At 65.8% G+C, this 18,580-nt stretch carries 11 protein-coding genes; 5 read left to right on the top strand and 6 right to left on the bottom strand.

The window, feature by feature from the left end; translation table 11 throughout:
* Together J2X70_RS02550 and J2X70_RS02545 are read right to left on the bottom strand one after the other, a co-directional pair.
* The gene (locus tag J2X70_RS02550) at positions 1–1,203 is read right to left on the bottom strand and encodes an MFS transporter (RefSeq protein WP_309908792.1); all 1,203 of its coding nucleotides are present in this window, start codon (positions 1,201–1,203) and stop codon (positions 1–3) included.
* On the bottom strand, positions 1,200–2,258 hold the full coding sequence (locus J2X70_RS02545) for an alpha/beta hydrolase (RefSeq protein ID WP_309908790.1): 1,059 nt from the start codon (positions 2,256–2,258) through the stop codon (positions 1,200–1,202). The genes J2X70_RS02550 and J2X70_RS02545 overlap by 4 nt, the downstream gene beginning before the upstream one ends.
* A gap of 109 nt (positions 2,259–2,367) precedes the next feature.
* Between J2X70_RS02545 and J2X70_RS02540 the strand changes: the two genes are divergently transcribed.
* On the top strand, positions 2,368–3,261 hold the full coding sequence (locus J2X70_RS02540) for a LysR family transcriptional regulator (protein ID WP_033831116.1): 894 nt from the start codon (positions 2,368–2,370) through the stop codon (positions 3,259–3,261).
* Between the two features lie 143 nt (positions 3,262–3,404).
* Here the strand turns inward: J2X70_RS02540 and J2X70_RS02535 are convergent, their stop codons facing one another.
* Entirely contained in the window at positions 3,405–4,649 is a 1,245-nt protein-coding gene (locus J2X70_RS02535) for an MFS transporter (RefSeq protein ID WP_309908788.1), read from the bottom strand.
* 103 nt (positions 4,650–4,752) lie between these two features.
* On the opposite strand from J2X70_RS02535, the gene J2X70_RS02530 reads away from it, so the two are divergent.
* The 4 genes from J2X70_RS02530 to J2X70_RS02515 all read left to right on the top strand — a co-directional run bounded on the left by J2X70_RS02530 (position 4,753) and on the right by J2X70_RS02515 (position 15,447).
* Positions 4,753–5,718, top strand: a complete 966-nt coding sequence (locus tag J2X70_RS02530; protein WP_309908786.1) for an AraC family transcriptional regulator — start codon at positions 4,753–4,755, stop codon at positions 5,716–5,718.
* 224 nt (positions 5,719–5,942) lie between these two features.
* Positions 5,943–14,654 carry a glycoside hydrolase family 94 protein gene (locus J2X70_RS02525; protein WP_279207280.1) on the top strand — a complete coding sequence of 2,904 codons (8,712 nt, stop codon included), beginning with the start codon at positions 5,943–5,945 and terminating at the stop codon, positions 14,652–14,654.
* The gene (locus J2X70_RS02520) at positions 14,651–14,911 is read left to right on the top strand and encodes a hypothetical protein (protein WP_025874540.1); all 261 of its coding nucleotides are present in this window, start codon (positions 14,651–14,653) and stop codon (positions 14,909–14,911) included. The genes J2X70_RS02525 and J2X70_RS02520 overlap by 4 nt, the downstream gene beginning before the upstream one ends.
* A gap of 50 nt (positions 14,912–14,961) precedes the next feature.
* Positions 14,962–15,447, top strand: a complete 486-nt coding sequence (locus tag J2X70_RS02515) for a hypothetical protein (protein ID WP_309908784.1) — start codon at positions 14,962–14,964, stop codon at positions 15,445–15,447.
* A gap of 71 nt (positions 15,448–15,518) precedes the next feature.
* Here the strand turns inward: J2X70_RS02515 and J2X70_RS02510 are convergent, their stop codons facing one another.
* From J2X70_RS02510 to J2X70_RS02500, 3 genes are all read right to left on the bottom strand, one after another.
* Positions 15,519–16,388 carry a trypsin-like serine protease gene (locus J2X70_RS02510; protein WP_279207276.1) on the bottom strand — a complete coding sequence of 290 codons (870 nt, stop codon included), beginning with the start codon at positions 16,386–16,388 and terminating at the stop codon, positions 15,519–15,521.
* 301 nt (positions 16,389–16,689) lie between these two features.
* The gene (locus tag J2X70_RS02505) at positions 16,690–17,271 is read right to left on the bottom strand and encodes a hypothetical protein (protein ID WP_139784898.1); all 582 of its coding nucleotides are present in this window, start codon (positions 17,269–17,271) and stop codon (positions 16,690–16,692) included.
* A 69-nt stretch (positions 17,272–17,340) separates the two neighbouring features.
* Positions 17,341–18,513, bottom strand: a complete 1,173-nt coding sequence (locus tag J2X70_RS02500; protein ID WP_309908780.1) for a serine hydrolase domain-containing protein — start codon at positions 18,511–18,513, stop codon at positions 17,341–17,343.
* Between the last annotated feature and the right edge of the window lie 67 nt (positions 18,514–18,580).

The following is an 18,580-nucleotide window of genomic DNA, read 5'->3' as shown; positions in this document are numbered from 1 at the left end:
TCATGCCTCTACGGCGACCGCCGAGCCGGATGCGGACGCAGCATCGGCGGCCGTGACATAGGCGAGCAATGCCGCGAACAGCAGCAAGCCCGCACTGGCCAGGAATGTGCAGGCGAAACCAACACTGTCCAACAGCACGCCGCCAAGGCTGGAGCCCAGCGCGATCGAGCACTGCACCACCGCTACCATCAGCCCGCCGCCCGCTTCAGCGTTGTTGGTGAACGTGCGTGCCAGCCAGCTCCACCAACCCACCGGCGCAGCCGTGGCCAGCAGACCCCATACCGAAAACAGTGCGGCCGTCGGCCAGAGTTGAGGCCCCAGCGCCACGAGCGCCGCGGCAATCACCGCCATCAGGATCGGGACGGCCACCAGTGTGCGATAAAGACCACGCCTGATGAATGCCCCGATCGCGAGCGTGCCCACAACGCCGCTTGCACCAATGGCCAGCAGCACCAGCGGAACGGCGGATTCCCCTGCACCCGTGACCTTTTCCAGGAACGGGCGCACATAGGTGAACAAGGCAAACTGCCCCATGAAGAAGATGCCGCACGCCGCCATTCCCAACATCACCACCCGCCGCCGCAACAGGGCCAGCACCCCGCCCCGGGATTGCCGTCGTTCCGCGGCCATGGAAGGAAGACACAGCCACTGCCATGCCAGCGCGATGGCGGCCACAGGCAGGAGGCACAGGAATGCCCCACGCCATCCGATCACGCCGCCAAGGTAGCTGCCCAAGGGGGCAGCCACTACCGTTGCCAGCGCGTTGCCGCCATTGAAGATTGCCAGTGCTCGCGGCACCCGCGCTGCTGGCACCAGCCGCATGGCCGTAGCCGCAGACAACGACCAGAAGCCGCCGATCACCACGCCGATCAATGCCCGGCCCATCATGTAGATCGGGTAGCTGGGAGCCAATGCCACCACCACGCCGGATACCGCCATCAATGCGGTGAGCGTCAGCAGCACTGTCTTCCGGTTGATGCTCCCGGCCAACCGGGAGATCGACAGGCTGGTCAGCACGGCGAAGGCACCAGAGATGGCAATCCCATACCCGGCCAGCCCTTCGCTCACGCCAAGGTCAGCCGCCAAGGGCGTAAGCAGGCTCACCGGCATGAATTCAGAGGCGATCAGTGCGAACACGCACAGCGTCATTGCCAGCACCCCGCCCCAGTTGGCCCGGTCGGCCGTCGCGTCGTTGCTGCTCATTTCCCAGCGAGACCTTGCTGGAAGAACGTCGCCAACCTTGCGAAGGGAATCAGGTCGGTGCGGTCATACAGGTCTACATGACCGGCATCCTTCACCCAGTAGAGCTCCTTCGGCTGCCCTGCCCTGCGGTACGCGTCCTCGCTGAACTCACGCGAGTGGGCGTGGTCGCCAGAGATGAACAGCATCGGCCTGGGCGAGATGGTCTCGATATCGTTGAAGGGGTAGAAATTGACGAACTTGACCAAGCTGCTGAACAGCGGCTGGGTGGTCAAGTCGCTGCGCTCGCCTTCGGCAGTGTAAGCGCCACGCGACGTGCGGTAGAAATCAAAGAACTCGCGCTGCACTTCGGACGCATCGGCCTCGAGCTTGTTCACGGTGCCAGGTACATGGACTGCCGGCCCACCGTTGAACTCGACCAGACGCTGGTCCGTTGCAGCCTTGATCATCTGCCTGCGCTGCTCCAGCGATTGCGCGTGGCTCAGCCCTTGGCGCGCGGCGGCTCCCATGTCATACATGCTGACCGTAGCGATTGCCTTGATGCGCGGGTCGATCTTGGCTGCGCTGATCACGAAACTGCCACTGCCACAGATGCCCAGGCCACCAATCCGCTGCGGATCCACGAACGGCTGCGTGCTCAGGAAGTCCACCGCCGCGCTGACGTCGTCCGAATAGATTTCAGGCGACACCAGGTGCCGCGGGGTACCGGCGCTCTCTCCCCAGAAGGAAAGATCGATCGCCAACGTAACGAAACCCTGCTCCGCCAGCTTCTGCGCATACAGCTGTGAGCTCTGCTCCTTCACCGCGCCCATCGGGTGTCCGACCACCACGGCGGGTGCGCGGCCGCCATGCGTCAGGCCCTGAGGCCGGTACAGCGTCCCGACCACTTCCATCTGGTACTGGTTGAGGAAGCTGACGCGCTCGCCTTTTACGCTGGCGCTTCTGTAGAAATTGTCGGCGCCGGCGGTTCTTGGGGCCGCCGGCGCCTCAGCGGACAAGGCCGACTGCGGAACGAAATGGCTGGCGATCAGTGCCAACAGCAGCGTGGTGGGTTTCATGTGCGGACGGCCTCAGTGGGGAGTCAGGTCGCCACGATAGGCGCCGCCCGCTACCGCGATAAGCCAGCTGAAAGTTGATGCATTATTGAGTTGCGCTCACAATTGGCCCATGAACGGCGTGAAGACCAATGATCTGCAAGCCTTCCTGGTGGTGGCACAGGAGCAGAGCTTCACCAGGGCAGCTGTCCGCCTCGGTGTTACGCCCTCAGCGCTCAGCCATTCCATGCGGCTGCTGGAAGAGCGCCTGGGCATCCGCCTGCTGGCCCGTACCACGCGCAACGTCTCCCTGACCGAGGCGGGCGAGCGCCTGATGCGCTCCATCGCACCGCACTTCGAGGCCATCGTCGCCAGCGTAGAGGCACTGGGGGATCTGCGCGACCGCCCGGCCGGAACTCTTCGAATCTCCTGTACGGACGATTCCATGGAGACCATCGTCCGCCCTCGCCTTGCCGGGTTCCTCGCCGAGTATCCGGACATCACACTTGAGTTCTACGTCGATTACGGCTTCACCAATGTGGTTGAACAGCGCTTCGACGCCGGCATCCGGCTGGGTGAGGCGCTCAGCAAGGACATGATCGCGGTCAGGGTCGGACCGGATTGGCGCCTGGTGGTGGTTGGATCCCCCGACTACTTCGAGAGGCACGCCAAGCCAAGGAAGCCTGCCGATATCACGCAACATCGCTGCGTGCACATCCGGCATCGCCCGAACGGCGCCATCTATGCCTGGGAGTTCGAAGAGAAGGGCAAGGAATTCACCGTGCGCGGTGATGGGCCACTGGTGTTCAACAGCATGATCCACGTCATCAATGCCGCACTGGATGGACTGGGCCTGGCGTATGCGCCCGAGCCGATGGTGGCCGACCACATTGCCGAGGGGCGGCTGGTTGCCGTGCTGGACAAGTGGTGCTTGCCTTTCCCCGGTTATCACCTGTATTACCCGAACCGTCGGCAGCCCTCGCCGGCATTTTCGGCGCTGGTGGCCTGGCTGAGGCGAGATGCCTGAGGTCCGGGGCGACACCAGGGCCGACAAGATCAGCGCGGCCAGCATTGCCCGCGCCGGCTGAACGCCTCAGGTAGTTCAGCGCACGAAAATACCCGGTCGATCACCGGCTTGATACCCAGTAGGACGCTCAGGACAGATGACGGCTAGATGTGAAACACCGGACCCGCCGACAACGTCGCCGAACTCACCCTGACACGGAACGCAATGAGCAGGCTCGCGATGAGCATCACCGCCGCAGCAACGGTGAGCACGGCAACAATGCCCCCGAACCCGAACACCAGGCCGCCCAAAGCGGCACCCGCGGCGATCGAAGACTGCACAGCAGCGACCACCATCCCGCCGGCACTCTCGGCCTGATCGGGCACCGCACGTGCAACCCAGCTCGACCAGGCAACGGGCACGCCACCGAAGGCCAGGCCCCAGAGCACGACCAGAACCGATAGCCCGCCAACGCCCACCGGCAACAGGAGCATGCCCAGCGCGGCTGCGCCAACCAAGGCGGGCATGATCACCAACGTGACTTTCAAGCTGCGCTCCATGAGCCAGCCGGCCAGCAGGGTGCCAACGAAATTCGCCACACCGAATCCGAGCAGAATCAGCGCCAGGCCATCCGCGCTCATCTGCCCCAGGCTCTCCAGCGTGGGGCGGATGTACGTAAAGAGCGAGTACTGACCGGTGTGCGCCAGAACGCAGCCCAGCATGCCGACCGCAACGCCTGGCCGGCGCAGGAGCCCCACCACCGACTCTGGGACTGCCGCCTTGCGCGGGGCCATTCGGGGCAGCGTGAACCACTGGAACGCAAACGTGAGTCCACCTACCGCCGTCGCAGCCCAGAAGGCGCTGCGCCAGCCCAGCAGACCTCCCAGGTAGCTCCCCAAAGGAACGGAAACCACGGTGCCGACCGCAATGCCGCTGAAAATGATGGAAAGCGCGCGAGGCACGCGCTGCGGCGGCACCAACCGCATGGTCACGGCCGCTGCCATGCTCCAGAAACCGCCCAGCGCGATGCCCAGAAGGACGCGCATCACCAGCAGGACGCCCATGCTGGACGACAATGCCACCAGGGCGTTGGAGAGGATCATCAGACCTGTGAAACTCAACAGCACCAGGCGCCGGTCTATCGAACGGGTCAGCCGCGGCACCAGCAGGCCAGCGAACAGGGCCACTACAGCGGTGACCGTCACTGCTTGACCAGCCAGCGCCTCCGACACCCCCAGGTCCGCCGCCATCGGCGTCAACAGGCTGGCAGGCAGATATTCGGCCGTGAGCAGCCCGAAGACACCCATGGCCAGCGAAAACACCGCTACCCATGCCGAGGAAGAAGATTCCCCGCTACTCCAGGCCACAGAATCAGGTGCGTCTGCGGCATCAGCTACGTCATTACTCATCAAAGATCCCAGTGCAATCGTGCAGCCGAGAGTCTAGGGAGCCACACCCGGATGATCTATGATGGCATGACCTGTATTTTTGATCGAAACCCCGGGCCGTCTCATGAGCCACGCTCCATCCCAGCCCACCGACCTGATCAGCGAGCTGCTGACCGGCATGCGGCTGCACGGCGCTCAATACCGACGCATTCAGACCGGGCCGACCTTTGGGCTTGGATTTTCTCCGAAGCCAGGCCATGCCTACTTCCATTACCTGGCAGTGGGCACTGCCATTCTTCGTGGCGCGGACGGTAGCCAACACCGCCTGTCTGCCGGGGATGTCGTGCTTCTTCCCCGCGGAGAAGGACACGCGTTGCTGTCGGGCGACGACCACCCCGTCCAGTGCCTGGAAACGATAGACGCAGCCCCGCTGGGTGACGCGGTGAGCGGCATAGACACGTGCCCGAGCACGCACGCCGTGCCGAGCGCAGTGCTCTTCCACGGCTGCATGGTGTTCGATCTGGGCGGCATGCAAGGGCTGAGCAAGGTGATGCCGGCGGTGATGTTGGCCGATGGCAACGGCACGCAGTTCCCTGGGCTGTTGCCCATGGTCGACGCGATGAAGCGCGAGGTCTGCTCCGGACGTATCGGATATGCAGGAATACTCTCCCGGCTGGCGGATGCAGTGGCCGCCATGATCGTTCGTGACTGGGTCGAGCGCGGTTGCGACGGCGCATCCGGCCTGGTCATGGCCATGCGCGACCCGCGTCTATCGCTGTCGTTGCTTGCCCTGCACAGAGACCCCGGGCGTGACTGGACCGTCGAAGCGCTGGCCGCAGAATCCAACATCTCACGCTCTGTCTTTGCAGATCGGTTCCAGACCGTTATTGGAACCGCACCCCTGCGGTACGTGACTGAGCTGCGGATGCAATTGGCAAGTCAATGGCTGACCCACCAGAGCCTACCGATCGAGGTAGTGGCAGAGCGCCTCGGCTACGCGTCGCAGGCGGCTTTCAGTCGCGCCTACAAGCGCGTCATCGGGCACTCGCCTGGGGCGACCCGGCGCGGGCGCGCCTTGGCCACGACATAGAAAGAAGTGCGCCGAGCAGGCTCGGCATCCGTCGTAGCCGAGGAGCGCGATGGATGGCGCGTTGCCGGCCAGCGGCCGGCACTACCCTTGCCTTGCTGACTCCGGGTCGCCTCAGGATCAGACCGCATTGAGCGGCGACCACGCCAACCGGGCCCGGCCTTCACAGTTACCACGGCCCCTGCAATGCAACCATGCAGGACGCGCCCTGCACCCATCGGTAACCTATGCCCCACCTTCGTCGTCTTTTTGGCCGCTGGCTGCGCCTGCGTCGTCGTGTGCGTTGGCGCTGGCGTGAGCACCAGGCATCGGCCCCGGCCATCGAGGCCACCGAGGGCCCACTGCGTGCCGCGCTGTACAACGTTGAACAGATGGAGGAGTACGGCCGCGCACTTGCGCGACAGCATCGCGTGCGGTTGCGACCCAGCCCGGAGCGCCTGCTCGAACGACTGCAGGCCAACGAGCGCGTGCTGGAAGACGCCAACACGCTGCTGAGCAGCGTGGTGCGCGAACAGCGGCCGGTCACCCCGGCGGGGGAATGGCTGCTCGACAACTACTACCTGGTCGAAGAACAGATCCAGACCGCGCGACGCCACCTGCCGCGCGGCTACAGCCGCCAGCTTCCTTCACTTGCCTCCGGCCCATCGGCCGGGTTGCCACGGGTGTATGAGCTGTCGATGCAGGCGATCGCGCACGGTGACGGCCGCATTGACGCCGATACGCTGGGCCGCTTCATCGCCTCGTACCAGTCGCTCGCGCCGCTGAGCCTGGGCGAACTGTGGGCCGTTCCGATCATGCTGCGCCTGGCGCTGCTGGAGAACCTGCGGCGCATGGCCGCGCGGGTGATGCGCGATGGGACCGACCGCCGCCTGGCCGCGCAGTGGGCCGACCAGCTCAATCGCGCGGCGTCCGACACCCCTACTGATGTGGTCCTGGTGGTTGCCGACATGGCGCGATCCGCGCCGCCGCTGACCGGCGCGTTCATCGCCGAGCTGACGCGCTCGCTGCAGGGGCGCGGCGGCGCGTGGGCCATGCCCATCGCGTGGCTGGAACAGTGGGCGGCAGCGGCTGGGCAGCGCATCGACGAACTGGTTGCCGCCGAGGGGCAGCAGCAGGCGGCCGACCAGGTCTCCATCGGCAACAGCATCGGCAGCCTGCGTTTCCTCTCCACCATGGATTGGCGCACCTTTGTCGAAGACATGAGTGTGGTCGAGCAGCGGCTGCGGGAAGACCCCATGGGCGTCTATGCGCAGATGGATTTCGGCACCCGCGATGCCTACCGCCACGTGGTGGAGAAGATTGCCCGCGGCAGCCGCATCGCCGAAGAGCGCGTTGCGACCATCGCCCTGGACCTGGCACGGGCGGCTACGCCGGCGGACGGCCCACGCACGCACGTGGGCTACTGGCTGGTCGGCGAAGGCCTGCAGACCACTGTTGCGGCGGTGGCCGAGGCAGCACCGCGCCACCGCAAGGCACGGCGACTGGCGCATCGCGTGCCGCTTGCGCTGTACCTGCTGCCGATCGGCCTGCTGGCGGTGCTGGCCACCAGCGGCCTGCTGGCAACCGGCAGCGGCTCGGTACCTGTCTGGCTGGCCGCGCTGCTCGGGCTGCTGGTGTTCAGTGAACTCGGCATCGTGCTGGTGAACTGGACCGCGACGGTACTGGTCGCCCCCAGGCCGCTTCCCAAGCTTGATTTCAGCGAAGGCATTCCTGCCGCGTGCGCCACCGTGGTCGCGGTCCCCTCGATGCTGTCCAGCGTCGACGGCATCGACGTTCTGGTCGAAGCGCTGGAGGTGCGTTTCCTGGCCAACCGCGATCCCCAGCTGCGCTTCGTGTTGTTGACGGATTTTCTCGACGCGCCAGCAGCACAGGCGCCGATGGACGACGCTCTGCTTGCGCACGCCGTGGCACGGATCGAGGAATTGAACCATCGTTACGCGCCCGAGCGCGGCGACCGCTTCTACCTGCTGCACCGGCCCAGGCAATGGAACCCGGGCGAAGGTGTGTGGATGGGCCACGAGCGCAAGCGCGGCAAGCTGGCCGCGCTCAATGCCCTGCTCCGCCAAGGCGATGCGGCGGCGTTCATGCGCATCGTCGGAGACGCGGCGGCCCTGATCGGCGTCCGTTACGTCATCACGCTGGACTCGGACACGCAGCTTCCGCGGGATGCGGCACGCGCGTTCGTCGCCACCTTGGCGCACCCGCTCAACCGCCCGCGCTTCGATCCGCAGCTGCAACGCGTGGTGGAGGGCTACGGCATCCTGCAGCCCAGCGTCGGCACCAGCCTCGGCAGGCGCCGCACCTCGCGTTTTGCCAGGATGTTCGGCAGCGAGCCCGGCATCGATCCGTACACGCGCATGGTTTCCGACGTCTACCAGGACCTGTTCGACGAAGGCTCGTTCGTGGGCAAGGGCATCTATGACGTCGACGCCTTCGAGCATGCGCTGGAGGGCCGCCTGCCCGAGAACCGCATCCTCAGCCACGATCTGCTGGAAGGCTGCTATGCACGCGCAGGCCTGGTCAGTGATGTGCGCCTGTACGAGGACTATCCCGAGCGCTACGCCGCCGACGCCAAGCGCCGTGCGCGCTGGATCCGTGGCGACTGGCAGCTGCTGCCGTGGTTGTTGCCGTGGACACCGCGCCCGGGCCCGGGTTGGGAACGCAACCGGCTCAGCCTGCTCTCGCGCGGCAAGTTGCTGGACAACCTGCGCCGGAGCGTGGTGCCGATCGCTGCCCTGGCGTTGTTGGTAGCCGGTTGGCTGTATGCGCGGAACCCTGCTGCGTGGACCGCGTGGGTGCTGGCGCTGTGGTTCGCGCCGCCGCTGATAGGCATGCTGCGTGATGGCCTGAGCGTTCCGGAAGACACTCCGCTGGAAGCGCATTACATCAAGGTCGGGCGCGGTACGTTGCAGTCGTTGCTGCGCGCATCCACCCAGATTGCGTGCCTGCCCTACGAAGCACTGCTGGCCAGTGACGCCGTGCTGCGCACGCTCTGGCGCATGGCCGTCACACGCCGTCACCTGCTGCAATGGAATCCCTCCAGCGAAGTCGAGCGCCGCCTTGGCAGCGATCGCGGCGCGGAATGGCGGGTGATGGCGCCGGCCTCGCTGCTGGCGCTCGCGCTGGTGGCTGTGGTGGCCGGCGTGCGTCCGCAGGCATTGCCGATCGCCCTGCCGCTGCTGTTGGCATGGACCTTTGCGCCGGCATTGATGGCGTGGCTGGGCCGCCCGCCGGCGGCAAGCGTGGCCGAGTTGTCCGTCACGCAACGGGCGTTCCTGGGCCGGCTTGCGCGGCGCACCTGGTCCTTCTTCCAGGCCTGGGTGCGCGAGCAGGATCATTGGCTGCCGCCGGACAACATCCAGGAGCATCCGGCGCTGGTGGTCGCGCGACGCACCTCGCCGACCAACATCGGCCTGTCCCTGCTGGCCAATCTGTCTGCGTGGGATTTCGGCTATCTGCAGCAGGGCGCGGTGGCTGAACGTACCGCCCGCACGTTCGATACGCTGGACCAGCTGCCGCGCCACCGCGGCCACTTCCTGAACTGGTACGACACCGAAACCCTGGCGCCGCTGCCGCCGCGCTACGTCTCCACCGTCGACAGCGGCAACCTTGCCGGCCACCTGCTTACCCTGCGCCAAGGCCTGCTCGCGCTGGTGGATGCGCCGGTGCTGGCGCCGCACACGTTCGATGGCCTGGCCGATACGCTGGGCGTGCTGGAAGAGGAGCGGCAGCGTCATCGCGCCGACGATGCGCCGCTGGTCGAGGCGCTCAATCATCTTCGCCAGCGCTTGGCGTCTACGCGTGTCGACCGTCCCGTCGGGACGGCGCAGTCGCTGGCCCGTCTGCAGGAACTGGCCGGTCTGGCCGACGCCGTGCTGCTGCAATGGCCGGCACCGCCCTCGCCCGAAGACGGTGAGCTGCATTGGCCGGCGCTGTTCGCCGCCGAATGCCATGCCGCCCACGCCTCGCTTGCCGATATCCCTGCCGATGCCAGCGCGGCCGTCGATGCACCGGTGCCAAGCCTGCGTCAGTTGGCCGCCCTGCCCGGTACGGCCGGCGCGGACGCGCGCGCGCGCATCGAGCAGCTGCAGGACCTGGCGCACCGCGCCGGGCAGTTCTCGCTGATGGAATACGGGTTCCTGTTCTACCGTACCCGCAACCTGCTTTCGATCGGCTACAACGTAGACGACCACCGCCTCGACAACAGCTTCTACGACCTGCTGGCTTCCGAAGCGCGGCTGGGCGCGTTCGTTGCCATTGCGCAGGGCCAGCTGGCACAGGAAAGCTGGTTTGCGCTCGGCCGCATGCTCACCGAGGTCAACGGCACGCCGACACTGCTGTCATGGAGTGGCTCGATGTTCGAGTACCTCATGCCGCAGCTGGTGATGCCCAGCTATCCGGACACGTTGCTGGACCAGACCGCACGGCACGCGGTCGAGGCACAGATCGTCTACGGCCGTACGCTGAACCTGCCATGGGGCGTATCCGAGTCCGGCTACAACGCCGTCGATGCCCGCCTGAACTACCAGTACCGGGCGTTCGGCGTGCCCGGATTGGGGCTCAAACGCGGCCTTGGGCAGGATCGGGTCATCGCGCCCTATGCCAGCATGATGGCACTGATGGTGGCGCCGGAAGCGGCCTGCCAGAACCTCCAGGCGCTGCAAGAACTGGGCTTCTGCGGGCGTTTCGGCATGTACGAGGCGATCGACTACACGCCCACCCGGGTGCCGCCGGGACAGGATCACGTCCTGTTGCGTTCGTTCATGGCCCACCATCAGGGCATGGGCCTGCTGTCGCTGGATTACCTGTTGCGCGACCAGCCGATGCAGCGCCGCTTCCTTGCCGATGTCGAGTTCCAGGCGACCTTGCTGCTGCTGCAGGAACGTATCCCGCGCGTGGGCGTGTTCCATCCCCATGAGGTCGAAGCGCTTGGCGAGCACTCGGCACTGGCCGAGCACGAGACGTCCCTGCGCGTCCTGCGCGACCCGGGTGGCCCGCGCCCGGAAGTGCAGCTGCTGTCCAACGGTCGCTACCACGGCATGCTGACCCATGCCGGCGGCGGCTACAGCCGCCACGGCGACCTGTCGCTTACCCGCTGGCGCGAGGACGGTACCACCGATGCATGGGGCACGTTCTGCTATCTGCGCGACGTGGACAGCGGCGAGTTCTGGTCTGCCGCCTACCAGCCCACCTGCGTGGCAGTGGACAATTACGAGGCGATCTTCTCTGACGCCAAGGCGGAATTCCGCGGTGTGCGCCGCGGCTGCGAGAGCCACCTGCAGGTCGCCATCTCCGCCGAGGACGACATCGAGCTCAGGCGCCTGCGCCTGACCAACCGCAGCCGTCGCCCGCGCACGGTGGAGATCACCACCTATGCCGAAGTGGTGCTGGCACCCGCCGCGGCCGACGATGCGCACCCGGCCTTCAGCAACCTCTTCGTGCAGAGCGAGATCCTGGCCGCAAAGCAGGCGGTGCTGTGCACGCGCCGGCCACGTTCGCACGACGAGGTGCCGCCGTGGATGTTCCATCTGGTGGCGGTGCACGATGCGGAGGTGGTGGCGATCTCCTATGAAACCGACCGTGCGCGCTTCCTGGGCCGTGGCAACACGCCGCGGACGCCGCAGGCATTGACCACCGATGCCGACCTGTCCGGCACCGATGGCTCGGTGCTGGACCCGATCGTGGCCATCCGCGTCCGCGTGGTGCTTGAGCCCGAGCAGACCGTACAGCTGGACATGGTGTATGGCATCGGCGCCAGTCGCGGCGGTTGCGAAGCACTGGTGGACAAATACCGTGATCGCCGCCTGGCCGACCGCGTCTTCGACCTGGCCTGGACGCACAGCCAGGTGGTGCGCCGGCAGATCAACGCAAGCCAGGCCGAGGCCTCGCTGTACGAGCGCCTGGCCAGCCACGTGCTGTATGCCGGTCCGCTGCTGCGCGCCGGTGCAGGTGTCCTGCAGCAGAACCAGCGAGGACAATCCGGGCTGTGGGGCCATGCCATCTCCGGTGACCTGCCCATCGTGCTGCTGAAGGTCACCGACGCGGACAACGTGGAACTGGTCCGGCAACTGGTGCAGGCGCATGCCTACTGGCGCCAGAAGGGCCTCAACACCGACCTGGTCATCTGGAACGACAGCAAGGCCGGCTATCGGCAGGAGCTGCAGGACCAGATTCTGGGGATGGTGGCCGCCAGTTCGGAGACCGGCCTGCTCGACCGCCCCGGCGGCATTTTCGTGCGGCCGGTGCAGAACATGACCCACGAGGACCGCATTCTGTTGCAGGCGGTGGCACGGGCGGTCATCAGCGACGAAGACGGTACGTTGGTCGCGCAGGTGGGGCGTCAGCCGTTGCCTCCGCGACGGATCCCGGCCCTGGTGCCGCAAGCGCTGCAGCAGGAGCTGGCCCTGTCGATGGAGGCGACGCCCGGGCTGCCCATCGTTGCCGACCTGGGCCCGGAGCCCGGACTGCCGCCGAGCGCCGAGCACGACGAAGAAGTGGACGACCCGTGGCCTTTCCTTCCCTACCGCGGCACCGGCCGATTCGACAACGGCACCGGCAGTTTCAGCGAGGACGGCCGCGAGTACGTCGTGGTGGTACGCGAAGGCGCGCCGACGCCGGCGCCATGGGCCAACGTGATCGCCAACGCCCGCCTGGGCACCGTCGTCAGCGAGAGTGCACCGGGCTACACATGGTTCGAGAATGCACACGAATTCCGCCTGACGCCCTGGCTCAATGATCCGGTGTCGGACACGGGCGGCGAAGCCTTCTACGTGCGCGACGAGGACACCGGTCGTGTCTGGTCGCCGATGCCGCTGCCGCGCCGTGGCACCGGCGCGTATCGTACGCGCCATGGCTTCGGCTACACGGTCTACGAGCATGTTGAAGACGGCATCGCCAGCGAATTGTGGGTCTTCGTCGACGTCGCCGCGCCGCTGAAGTTCTCGGTCCTGCGGCTGCACAACCTGTCGGGCCGGCCACGGCGGTTGTCGGCCATCGGCTACGTTGAATGGGTGATGGGTGACCTGCGCGCGAAGTCGCGCATGCACGTACTCACCGAACGTGACCCGCAGAGTGGCGCGCTGCTGGCGCGCAACACCTACAGCACCGACTTCGGCGGCCGGATGGCCTTCTTCGACACCGATGCCGATGGCTGCGGCTGGACCTGTGACCGACTGGAGTTCATCGGCCGCAACGGCAGCCTGCACGCACCGGCGGCGCTGCGTCGCGAGCGCCTGGATTCACGGCTGGGTGCGGGCCTGGATCCCTGCGCGGCGATCCAGGTGCCGTTGCTGCTGGCTGCAGGCGACCGCAGCGAAACGACGTTCCGCCTTGGCGCCGGGCGCAACCGCAAGGAAACGCTGGCGTTGGCACGAAGCCGCCAGGGCGCCCATGAGGCCATCGACGCGCTGGACGCGGTGCGCATCCACTGGCGCAACGTGCTGGCCACGGTGCAGGTGCGCACGCCAGACCCGGCGCTGGACGCACTGGCCAATGGTTGGCTGGTCTACCAGACGCTGGGCTGCCGCTACCTGGCGCGCAGTGGCTACTATCAATCAGGCGGTGCGTTCGGCTTCCGCGACCAGCTGCAGGATGCACTCGCCCTCGTGCACGCTCGCCCGGACCTGACCCGCGAGCACCTGCTGCTATGCGCTGCACACCAGTTCACCGAAGGCGATGTGATGCACTGGTGGCACCCTCCGCAAGGTCGCGGCGTGCGCACCCGCTGTTCGGACGATTACCTCTGGCTGCCGCAGGGCGCATGCCGCTACCTGGAGGTTACCGGCGACGCCAGCGTGCTGGACGAAGTGGTCGGCTACATCGAGGGGCGCGCGGTGACACCCGAAGAGGAAGGGTATTACGACATGCCCACGCCTTCGACGCAGCGCGGCACACTGTATGCGCACTGCGTGCTCGCGCTCGAGCGCGGTTGCCGCTTGCTCGGCGAGCGCGGCCTGCCACTGATGGGCAGCGGGGATTGGAACGACGGCATGAACCGCGTCGGCGACCAGCAGCGCGGTGAAAGCGTGTGGCTTGGCTTCTTCCTGCATGACACGCTCCGCCGCTTCATCGGGCTGGCCAACGCGCATGGCGATGCACCGCGTGCGGAGTGGTGCCAACAGCAGGCCGAAAGCCTGCGCCAGAACCTGGAACAGCATGCCTGGGACGGGGCATGGTATCGCCGCGCCTGGTTCGACAACGGCGCGCCATTGGGCTCGTCACAGAACGAAGAATGCCGCATCGATTCGATTTCGCAGAGCTGGTCGGTGCTGTCAGGCGTCGCCGCGCCTGAACGTGCCTCGCAGGCGCTGGATTCGCTGTACACGCACCTGGTGCGAAAGGACGCCAAGCTGATCCAGCTGCTCGATCCGCCCTTCGACCAGACCCCGGAAGACCCCGGCTACATTCGTGGCTACGTACCGGGCGTGCGCGAGAATGGCGGCCAGTACACCCATGCGGCCGTGTGGGCGGCCATGGCATTCGCACAGCAGGGCGATGCGGTGCGTGCCTGGGAGCTGGCCGGCATGATCAACCCGCTCAGTCACACGCTGGACCCGGAGGCGATCCAGACCTACCGCGTCGAGCCCTATGTGCTGGCAGCCGACGTCTACGCCGTACCTCCGCATGTCGGGCGAGGCGGCTGGACGTGGTACACCGGCTCGGCCGGTTGGATGTATCGCCTGCTGGTCGAATCGCTGCTGGGCATACGTCGGCAGGGCGATCGTCTTTCGTTGGCACCGTGCCTGCCCGATCACTGGCCGTCATTCGAACTGAGCTACCGCTTCGGCCGCAGCTTCTACGAGTTCGTGGTGACCCGCACTGCGCAGGACCAGCCCACGCTGCACGTGGATGACGTGCTGCAGCCGGACCTCACCGTCCTGCTGCGCGACGACGGCCATCACTACCGCGTCGCGCTTGATCTGGGTGCGGCCCCGGGATGAACGTGCGCCCTGAAATACAGGTGCAGCTTGATGCGCTGGCCGAGATGCTGATGCACTGGTTGGCGCGGTCGCGCCATCCAGCGCAGTTCTGGCCGCAGTTTGAAACGCTGGCTGCGGAGATTCTGGACCAATGCGAGCACGCAGAAAGGGGCCAGGCGCACGCGTGCATCCAGGCCATGCTCAAAAGCCACGCGCTGGAGCTTCCATCCTGGTACGAGCGTGATGACAGCCTGCCGCCGGGGACGCCAGGAGAGTGATGGCCAGCGCGCTGCGTTACGATGCCGGGCTCAACTGACCAGAGATACGCGTGTCCGTCTCCACTCGCCTGTTGCTTGCCATCGCAGCTTCCCTGCTGCCGCTTTCCGGGACGATCGCAGCACCGTCCACCCAGCCCGCCTCCACCGCCCCGGCCAGCAGCTGCCAGGACGACGCGTCCCGCTGCCCCGCATGGATGCCCTCACAGGCCGAGATGCGCAACACCATCGCCGACCACTTCTGCGAGCTGGCTGACCAAGGGCGCATCCAGCCTCGGGTAAAGCCGTTGTTCCGCGTCGAATCCTCACCACTGAACTGTGGTGCGCTGGGAGAGCAGGCCGGCTCGAACTTTGTCTGCGGCGGTGAAATGCGCTTCGTCGGCAAGGGCGGCGAAATGGACACCATCACGTTCAGTCCCACGCTTCGCCGCGAGGAGGATGGGCGCATCGCGTTCTACGTGGGCAATGACGAGGAAGGTGAACAGGTGTGGCGGGTGCCCGCCCCGCGGGCCACCTCAGCGACATGCGCGGGGCGCTGAGCGCTGAGCGCGGCACATCTGCGCGCGCTCCGCTTCAGACCAGTTTGTGGGGGATTTCACGATCGAACCTGTTACGGGCGTCCATTTCCAAGTGAGCCATTGGCGCGTCCGGTTTTACTGGGCGGCAGGCTATCGTCCCCCTGCCGCATGACGGCCTCGATCCAGTCGACGTAGCGTGACACGCGAACGTTGTGGACCATCTGGCCATAGAAGCCCGCTTCAAGGGCATGCTCGGGTACGGCCGTGATCCAGGACCCCAGTCCCACCAATTGCCAGGTGCCGTGGTCGTTGACCACAAGCGGACCACCGCTGTCTCCACTTCCCAGTACGCCCTCAAGCGGCAGGCCCTGCGGCGGCGGATCGAACCGGTACCAGAGATACCGCTGATTGCCGCCGGTAATCGTGTTGTGGGCCCGCCGCAGGGATGTACGGTGCGGCGCATCCGGCAACTGGCCAACCGCACCGTTGCCGGTGGCGCCCTTCCCTATCAGGACGGCGACCTGCGTGACCTCTGCTGAACCCCGATACAGCGCCACGGGCGTGGCATCGGTCACTGGCGCGGCAAGCTTGATCAGCGCGATGTCATCCGAGGCCGCCAGGAAGGCATGGATCCGGGAAGGACTTCCTGTTGCCATCGCCTCCTTGCCCAGAGCCTCGGGCATCCTCCGGTAGCCGGGATGCAGGAATACGCGTTCAACGCCATACGCGTTGCCATTGATCGCGATCGTTGCTCCCATCCCTTCCATCGGCGCTGCATGCGCTGCGGTCAGCACCCAACGCGGGGCGATGAGAACGCCGTGCCCCTCTCCTGGCATGTCCGCCAGCGCCGGGAAGTCAGATCGTTCGATGCGGTACCTGCCATCGTCGACATCATCACGGATGACGATGGCCCCGGCAGCGAACGGGAGCGCGGCAAGCAGCAGAAAGAGCCAGCGATTCATCGAAAGCATTCATCCTTGGGGTCGATCGATCCAGCCTAGCCAAACGCATCGACACTGCTGATGGACGCGCGACCAATTCCCGTGGTGGCCGACGAAGGGGTGGAAAGCACGTCTGAAACCGGGGAGCGCCGAGACGTTTAGTGTTCACCGCGCAAGGCGAGCCTGGCATTCCTGCGGATCGAACAGCCCGTACGTGCGCAGGATTTCGAGGTTGGTCCGCGCCCTTGAATCCCTCTGTTCACAGCCCCGGAGCGAAGATCGGAAACCGGGAAGGGGCCCGTCCATGAGAACGTCGCGCACTTCACCGGGTGAAGTACAGGCACCCGGCCACGGCGATCGGCATCGGGTCGGCCTCGATGCGCTGGGCCACCAGTGCCATCACTTCAATGCCATCGCCCTGGGCTTCCGGTGCTGACTGGACCACCCGCATTCCTCCGGGTTCGCCCTGCGTCCCCGGCCCATCGAGGGAAAGCGATTTGGTGAGGTCTGCAGCAAGGGCTGCATCGAAGACAGCCACCACGGAACTGCGCGACAGTATCAGCCGCGTGGACGGATGACCGAAGACCAGAGCCGGTGCTGGAAGCTTCATTTCCGCGACAACGCCGGGCATGTCGCCCAGTGCATTGCTGTAACCCCCACCCTTGCCGGCGATCGGCTGCCAGCCACCCGATGGCTTCCCGCGGGTTGCGATGTCACGCAATTGATGGGCCAACGCCCGGAATGCGGTGCGATCCGCCTTGCAGGACACAAGCGCCAGCGCCTGATCGATTTCATCCTGCCTGGGAACGGTGCTGCGGATCGATTCTGCTGCTGGGGCGTTCGGCGCAATGACAAGCCCCAAGCCTGCGAGCAGTAGAATCCTGTTCAACGTACGGGTGATCAATGCGCAATGCTCCTGCCTGGGGTGCCAACACTGTTCGGCACCACACCGGACAGCTGGGAAACACCCTCTCTATCGGGAAACATCATTACCAGCGAGAGCTTCCAGCGCGGCGATTTTTTCGACCAGCGCATCGATCGCAGCCTCCATGGCGCGCGCCGTCTGGTCGCCGCTCTGGTTGGTGATGATGAAGATGCCAAGATCGTACTTGGGCACGATGTAGATGTAGCACTGCGACCGCGGTACACCACCATGATGCGCATGGTAGACGCCCTTCAGCCGGTCACCGGAAACGATGTTCCAGAAGTAGCCGATGCTGAACTCCGAATCGAACGTGACCAGAGGGCGATGCGACTCCTTTACCACCGGCCCGTTGGCCAGCTGGAACCTTAGGTACTTCACCATTTCCGGGACAGTTGCCTTCACGTTCCCGGAGGCGCCCCACGGCAGCTGTGGCATCGGCGTGGTCGGCATCGGGTTGTCGCTGTGATAGCCGACCGCAAGCCGGGACGCTTCGCTGTCGCTGAGTCTGATTCTGAGACCCGTCATCGCCGCGGAATCGCCAAGGAATCCGCGTAACAGCGACTCGTAGTCGCTGTTGTAGACGGTTTCCAGGATATGCGCTGTCAGTTCCGTTCCGGCACTGGAGTAGGCGTAGTCCTTGCCGGGTGCCCGGTCAATCTCGACGGCGTGCAGATCCTTGAAGAAATCAGCCTTGCCGTAGTGTGCATAGAGGGTGTTGAGTTCGCTGGGCGTACGATGATCGGTGAAGTCCTCCAACACCGTGTTCGCGCGTTCCGGCAGCATGTTCGGCAGGCCGCTGGTGTGCGACAGCAGATGGCGGATGCGGATGGGCTCGCCCTTGTACTGCAGGTTCGGATAGTCCCCCTGCAGGTACTGCCGGACGTCGTCGTCCAGACTGACCTTGTGTTCCAGAACGGCATTGGCCATCAGGGTGCCGGCCAGGGTCTTGCTCAACGAGCCGATCTCGTAGAGGGTCGCATCGGTTGGAGGGCCAGGCTTGCCGGTTTCCATGTTGCCGCGATGACGGACGAATTCCTCGCCCCGGTACACGACGCCGATCGAGGTCGAATGAAGCAGCGGCTGCTGGATCAGCGTCGCGGCAACTTCGTCGATCTCCGCCCCGAGATCCTTCGTTGCGGCCTTCTCGCTGGCGCAGCCTGCCGCCAACAACGCCGCGGATACGACCACGCTGCCGAGCCATCGCCTGTTTCGAACAGTCATCGGATTCGCATGCATGCGTAGGCGCTTGAAGGGAGGTGGGAAAAGGGCTCTTAAGATACCCGATGGC

It is taken from the genome of Stenotrophomonas sp. 1337, from assembly GCF_031455455.1.
In the GTDB taxonomy this organism is placed as follows: domain Bacteria; phylum Pseudomonadota; class Gammaproteobacteria; order Xanthomonadales; family Xanthomonadaceae; genus Stenotrophomonas; species Stenotrophomonas indicatrix.
Note: the sequence above shows the minus strand (reverse complement) of the source record. Positions and strands in the feature narration are given on the sequence as shown.

Excerpts from the sequence above, each read along its gene's own strand:
- J2X70_RS02550 (WP_309908792.1), bottom strand. The coding sequence starts at position 1,203 with ATGAGCAGCAACGACGCGACGGCCGACCGGGCCAACTGGGGCGGGGTG.
- J2X70_RS02545 (WP_309908790.1), bottom strand. The coding sequence starts at position 2,258 with ATGAAACCCACCACGCTGCTGTTGGCACTGATCGCCAGCCATTTCGTT.
- J2X70_RS02530 (WP_309908786.1), top strand. The coding sequence starts at position 4,753 with ATGAGCCACGCTCCATCCCAGCCCACCGACCTGATCAGCGAGCTGCTG.
- J2X70_RS02525 (WP_279207280.1), top strand. The coding sequence starts at position 5,943 with ATGCCCCACCTTCGTCGTCTTTTTGGCCGCTGGCTGCGCCTGCGTCGT.
- J2X70_RS02535 (WP_309908788.1), bottom strand. The coding sequence starts at position 4,649 with ATGAGTAATGACGTAGCTGATGCCGCAGACGCACCTGATTCTGTGGCC.
- J2X70_RS02520 (WP_025874540.1), top strand. The coding sequence starts at position 14,651 with ATGAACGTGCGCCCTGAAATACAGGTGCAGCTTGATGCGCTGGCCGAG.
- J2X70_RS02540 (WP_033831116.1), top strand. The coding sequence starts at position 2,368 with ATGAACGGCGTGAAGACCAATGATCTGCAAGCCTTCCTGGTGGTGGCA.
- J2X70_RS02510 (WP_279207276.1), bottom strand. The coding sequence starts at position 16,388 with ATGAATCGCTGGCTCTTTCTGCTGCTTGCCGCGCTCCCGTTCGCTGCC.
- J2X70_RS02500 (WP_309908780.1), bottom strand. The coding sequence starts at position 18,513 with ATGACTGTTCGAAACAGGCGATGGCTCGGCAGCGTGGTCGTATCCGCG.